Source organism: Methanobrevibacter filiformis (assembly GCF_001639265.1).
Taxonomy (GTDB): domain Archaea; phylum Methanobacteriota; class Methanobacteria; order Methanobacteriales; family Methanobacteriaceae; genus Methanacia; species Methanacia filiformis.
Window position 1 is genome coordinate 1 of record NZ_LWMT01000052.1, and the last position, 5,865, is coordinate 5,865.

Consider the following 5,865-nt stretch of genomic DNA (forward strand, 5'->3'; position numbering starts at 1 on the left):
ATTAACATTATTATTTACATTAATAGTTTCATTATCAGACCCATTATCCTCATTAGTGTTATTCTGATCCACAGTCACACTCGCAGTATTAATAACTGTACCATTACCAATAATAACAACAGTAATACTCAAAGCAACACTCTCACCAGCACCTAAATCACCAATAGACCAAACACCAGTAACATTATCATAAGAACCATTACTACCTACAAAACTCAAAACAGTAGCATTCAACACATCAGTCACATATACACCAGTAGCATTACCAGAACCGTTATTAGCCACAGTAATAGTATAAATAATAATATCACCAATATTCGCAGTACCAGTAGTATTAGAAACCTTAACAACACCCACATTAACATTATTACTCACATTAATAGTTTCATTATCAGACCCATTATCCACGTTAGTATTATTCTGATCAACAGTCACACTCGCAGTATTAATAACTGTACCATTACCAATAATAACAACAGTAATATTCAAAGCAACCGTTTCACCAGCACCTAAATCACCAATAGACCAAACACCAGTAACATTATCATAAGAACCATTACTACCTACAAAACTCAAAACACTAGTATTCAACACATCAGTCACATACACACCAGTAGCATTACCAGAACCATTGTTAGTCACAGTAATAGTGTAAATAATAATATCACCAATATTCGCAGTACCAGTAGTATTAGAAACCTTAACAACACTCACATTAACATTATTAGACACATTAATAGTTTCATTATCTGATCCATTATTAGTGTTAGTGTTATTCTGATCCACAGTCACACTCGCAGTATTAATAACTGTACCATTACCAATAATAACAACAGTAATACTCAAAGCAACCGTTTCACCAGCACCGAGAGACCCAATAGACCAAACACCAGTAACATCATCATAAGAACCATTACTACCTACAAAACTCAAAACACTAGCATTCAACACATCAGTCACATACACACCAGTAGCATTACCAAAACCATTATTAGACACAGTAATAGTATAAGTAATAAAATCACCAATATTCGCTGACCCAGTAGTATTAGAAACCTTAACAACACTCACATTAACATTATTACTCACATTAATAGTTTCATTATCAGACCCATTATCCACATTAGTGTTATTCTGATCCACAGACACACTCGCAGTATTAATAACTGTACCATTACCAATAATAACAACAGTAATACTCAAAGCAACACTCTCACCAGCACCCAAATCACCAATAGACCAAACACCAGTAACATTATCATAAGAACCATTACTACCTACAAAACTCAAAACAGTAGCATTCAACACATCAGTCACATACACACCAGTAGCATTACCAGAACCATTATTAGACACAGTAATAGTATAAGTAATAAAATCACCAATATTCGCAGTACCAGTAGTATTAGAAACCTTAACAACACTCACATTAACATTATTACTCACATTAATAGTTTCATTATCAGACCCATTATCCACGTTAGTATTATTCTGATCCACAGACACACTCGCAGTATTAATAACTGTACCATTACCAATAATAACAACAGTAATACTCAAAGCAACACTCTCACCAGCACCCAAATCACCAATAGACCAAACACCAGTAACATTATCATAAGAACCATTACTACCTACAAAACTCAAAACAGTAGCATTCAACACATCAGTCACATACACACCAGTAGCATTACCAGAACCATTATTAGACACAGTAATAGTATAAGTAATAAAATCACCAATATTCGCAGATCCAGTAGTATTAGAAACCTTAACAACACTCACATTAACATTATTACTAACATTAATAGTTTCATTATCAGACCCATTATCCTTATTAGTGTTATTCTGATCCACAGTCACACTCGCAGTATTAATAACTGTACCATTACCAATAATAACAACAGTAATACTCAAAGCAACACTCTCACCAGCACCAAGAGACCCAATAGTCCAAACACCAGTATTATTATCATAAGAACCATTACTACCTACAAAACTCAAAACAGTATTGTTCAACAAATCAGTCACAAACACACCAGTAGCATTACCAGAACCATTATTAGACACAGTAATAGTATAAGTAACAGTATCACCAATATTCGCAGCCCCAGTAGTATTAGAAACCTTAACAACACTCACATTAACATTATTACTCACATCAATAGTTTCATTATCAGACCCATTATTAGTGTTAGTGTTATTCTGATCCACAGACACACTCGCAGTATTAGTAACCGTACCATTACCAATAATAACAACAGTAATACTCAAAGCAACACTCTCACCAGCACCTAAATCACCAATAGTCCAAACACCAGTATTATTATCATAAGAACCATTACTACTTACAAAACTCAAAACAGTATTGTTCAACACATCAGTCACAAACACACCAGTAGCATTACCAGAACCATTATTAGACACAGTAATAGTATAAGTAACAGTATCACCAATATTCGCTGATCCAGTAGTATTAGAAACCTTAACAACACTCACATTAACATTATTACTCACAATAATAGTTTCATTATCAGACCCATTATCCACATTAGTATTATTCTGATCCACAGACACACTCGCAGTATTAATAACTGTACCATTACCAATAATAACAACAGTAATACTCAAAGCAACACTCTCACCAGCACCTAAATCACCAATAGACCAAACACCAGTATTATTATCATAAGAACCATTACTACCTACAAAACTCAAAACACTAGTATTCAACACATCAGTCACATATACACCAGTAGCATTACCAAAACCATTATTAGACACAGTAATAGTATAAGTAATAATATCACCAATATTCGCTGAACCAGTAGTATTAGAAACCTTAACAACACTCACATTAACATTATTACTCACATTAGTAGTTTCATTATCAGAACCATTATCCACGTTAGTGTTATTCTGATCCACAGACACACTCGCAGTATTAATAACTGTACCATTACCAATAATAACAACAGTAATACTCAAAGCAACACTCTCACCAGCACCAAGAGACCCAATAGTCCAAATACCAGTATTATTATCATAAGAACCATTACTACCTACAAAACTCAAAACAGTAGTATTCAACATATCAGTCACATATACACCAGTAGCATTACCAGAACCATTATTAATCACAGTAATAGTATAAGTAATAAAATCACCAATATTCGCTGATCCAGTAGTGTTAGAAACCTTAACAACACTCACATTAACATTATTACTCACAATAATAGTTTCATTATCAGACCCATTATCCACATTAGTATTATTCTGATCCACAGACACACTCGCAGTATTAATAACTGTACCATTACCAATAATAACAACAGTAATACTCAAAGCAACCGTTTCACCAGCACCAAGAGACCCAATAGTCCAAATACCAGTATTATTATCATAAGAACCATTACTACCTACAAAACTCAAAACACTAGCATTCAACAAATCAGTCACAAACACACCAGTAGCATTACCAGAACCATTATTAAACACAATAATAGTATAAGTAATAACATCACCAATATTCGCAGCTCCAGTAGCATTAGAAACCTTAACAACACTCACATTAACATTATTACTCACAATAATAGTTTCATTATCAGACCCATTATCCACATTAGTATTATTCTGATCCACAGACACACTCGCAATGTTAATAACTGTACCATTACCAATAATAACAACAGTAATACTCAAAGCAACACTCTCACCAGCACCAAGAGACCCAATAGTCCAAACACCAGTATTATTATCATAAGAACCATTACTACCTACAAAACTCAAAACACTAGTATTCAACAAATCAGTCACATATACACCAGTAGCATTACCAAAACCATTATTAGACACAGTAATAGTATAAGTAATAATATCACCAATATTCGCCACTCCCGTAGTGTTAGAAACCTTAACAACACTCACATTAACATTATTAGACACATTAATAGTTTCATTATCAGACCCATTATTAGTGTTAGTGTTATTCTGATCCACAGACACACTCGCAGTATTAATAACCGTACCATTACCAATAACAACAACAGTAATACTCAAAGCAACACTCTCACCAGCACCTAAATCACCAATAGACCAAACACCAGTAACATTATCATAAGAACCATTACTACTTACAAAACTCAAAACAGTAGTGTTCAACACATCAGTCACATATACACCAGTAGCATTACCAGAACCGTTATTAGTCACAGTAATAGTGTAAGTAATAATATCACCAATATTCGCTGATCCAGTAGTGTTAGAAACCTTAACAACACTCACATTAACATTATTATTTACATTAATAGTTTCATTATCTGATCCATTATTGGTGTTAGTGTTATTCTGATCCACAGACACACTCGCAGTATTAATAACCGTACCATTACCAATAACAACAACAGTAATACTCAAAGCAACCGTTTCACCAGCACCTAAATCACCAATAGTCCAAACACCATTATTATTATCATAAGAACCATTACTACTTACAAAACTCAAAACAGTAGTGTTCAACACATCAGTCACAAACACACCAGTAGCATTACCAGAACCATTATTAGACACAGTAATAGTATAAGTAATAATATCACCAATATTCGCTGACCCAGTAGTATTAGAAACCTTAACAACACTCACATTAACATTATTACTCACAATAATAGTTTCATTATCTGATCCATTATTAGTGTTAGTGTTATTCTGATCCACAGACACACTTGCAGTATTAATAACTGTACCATTACCAATAACAACAACAATAATACTCAAAGCAACATTCTCACCAGCACCTAAATCACCAATAGACCAAACACCAGTAACATTATCATAAGAACCATTACTACTTACAAAACTCAAAACAGTAGTGTTCAACACATCAGTCACATATACACCAGTAGCATTACCAGAACCATTATTAGACACAGTAATAGTATAAGTAATAATATCACCAATATTCGCTGACCCAGTAGTATTAGAAACCTTAACAACACTCACATTAACATTATTACTCACATTAATAGTTTCATTATCTGATCCATTATTAGTGTTAGTGTTATTCTGATCCACAGACACACTTGCAATGTTAATAACTGTACCATTACCAATAATAACAACAGTAATACTCAAAGCAACCGTTTCACCAGCACCAAGAGACCCAATAGACCAAACACCAGTAACATCATCATAAGAACCATTACTACCTACAAAACTCAAAACACTAGTATTCAACAAATCAGTCACAAACACACCTGTAGCATTACCAGAACCATTGTTAGTCACAGTAATAGTGTAAGTAATAGTATCACCAATATTCGCTGATCCAGTAGTGTTAGAAACCTTAACAACACTCACATTAACATTATTAGTCACATTAATAGTTTCATTATCAGACCCATTATTAGTGTTAGTGTTATTCTGATCCACAGTCACACTCGCAGTATTAATAACTGTACCATTACCAATAATAACAACAGTAATACTCAAAGCAACCGTTTCACCAGCACCGAGAGACCCAATAGTCCAAACACCAGTAACATTATCATAAGAACCATTACTACTTACAAAACTCAAAACAGTATTGTTCAACACATCAGTCACATATACACCAGTAGCATTACCAGAACCATTATTAGACACAGTAATAGTATAAGTAATAACATCACCAATATTCGCTGATCCAGTAGTATTAGAAACCTTAACAACACTCACATTAACATTATTACTCACATTAATAGTTTCATTATCAGACCCATTATCCTCATTAGTGTTATTCTGATCCACAGACACACTCGCAATGTTAGTAACTGTACCATTACCAATAATAACAACAGTAATACTCAAAGCAACCGTTTCACCAGCACC

At 33.7% G+C, this 5,865-nt stretch carries 1 protein-coding gene; it reads right to left on the reverse strand.

Going from position 1 to position 5,865, the window contains the following annotated elements:
- The coding region (locus MBFIL_RS02020; protein WP_157078618.1) for a DUF11 domain-containing protein at window positions 1-5,865 on the reverse strand (5,865 nt) is incomplete at both ends.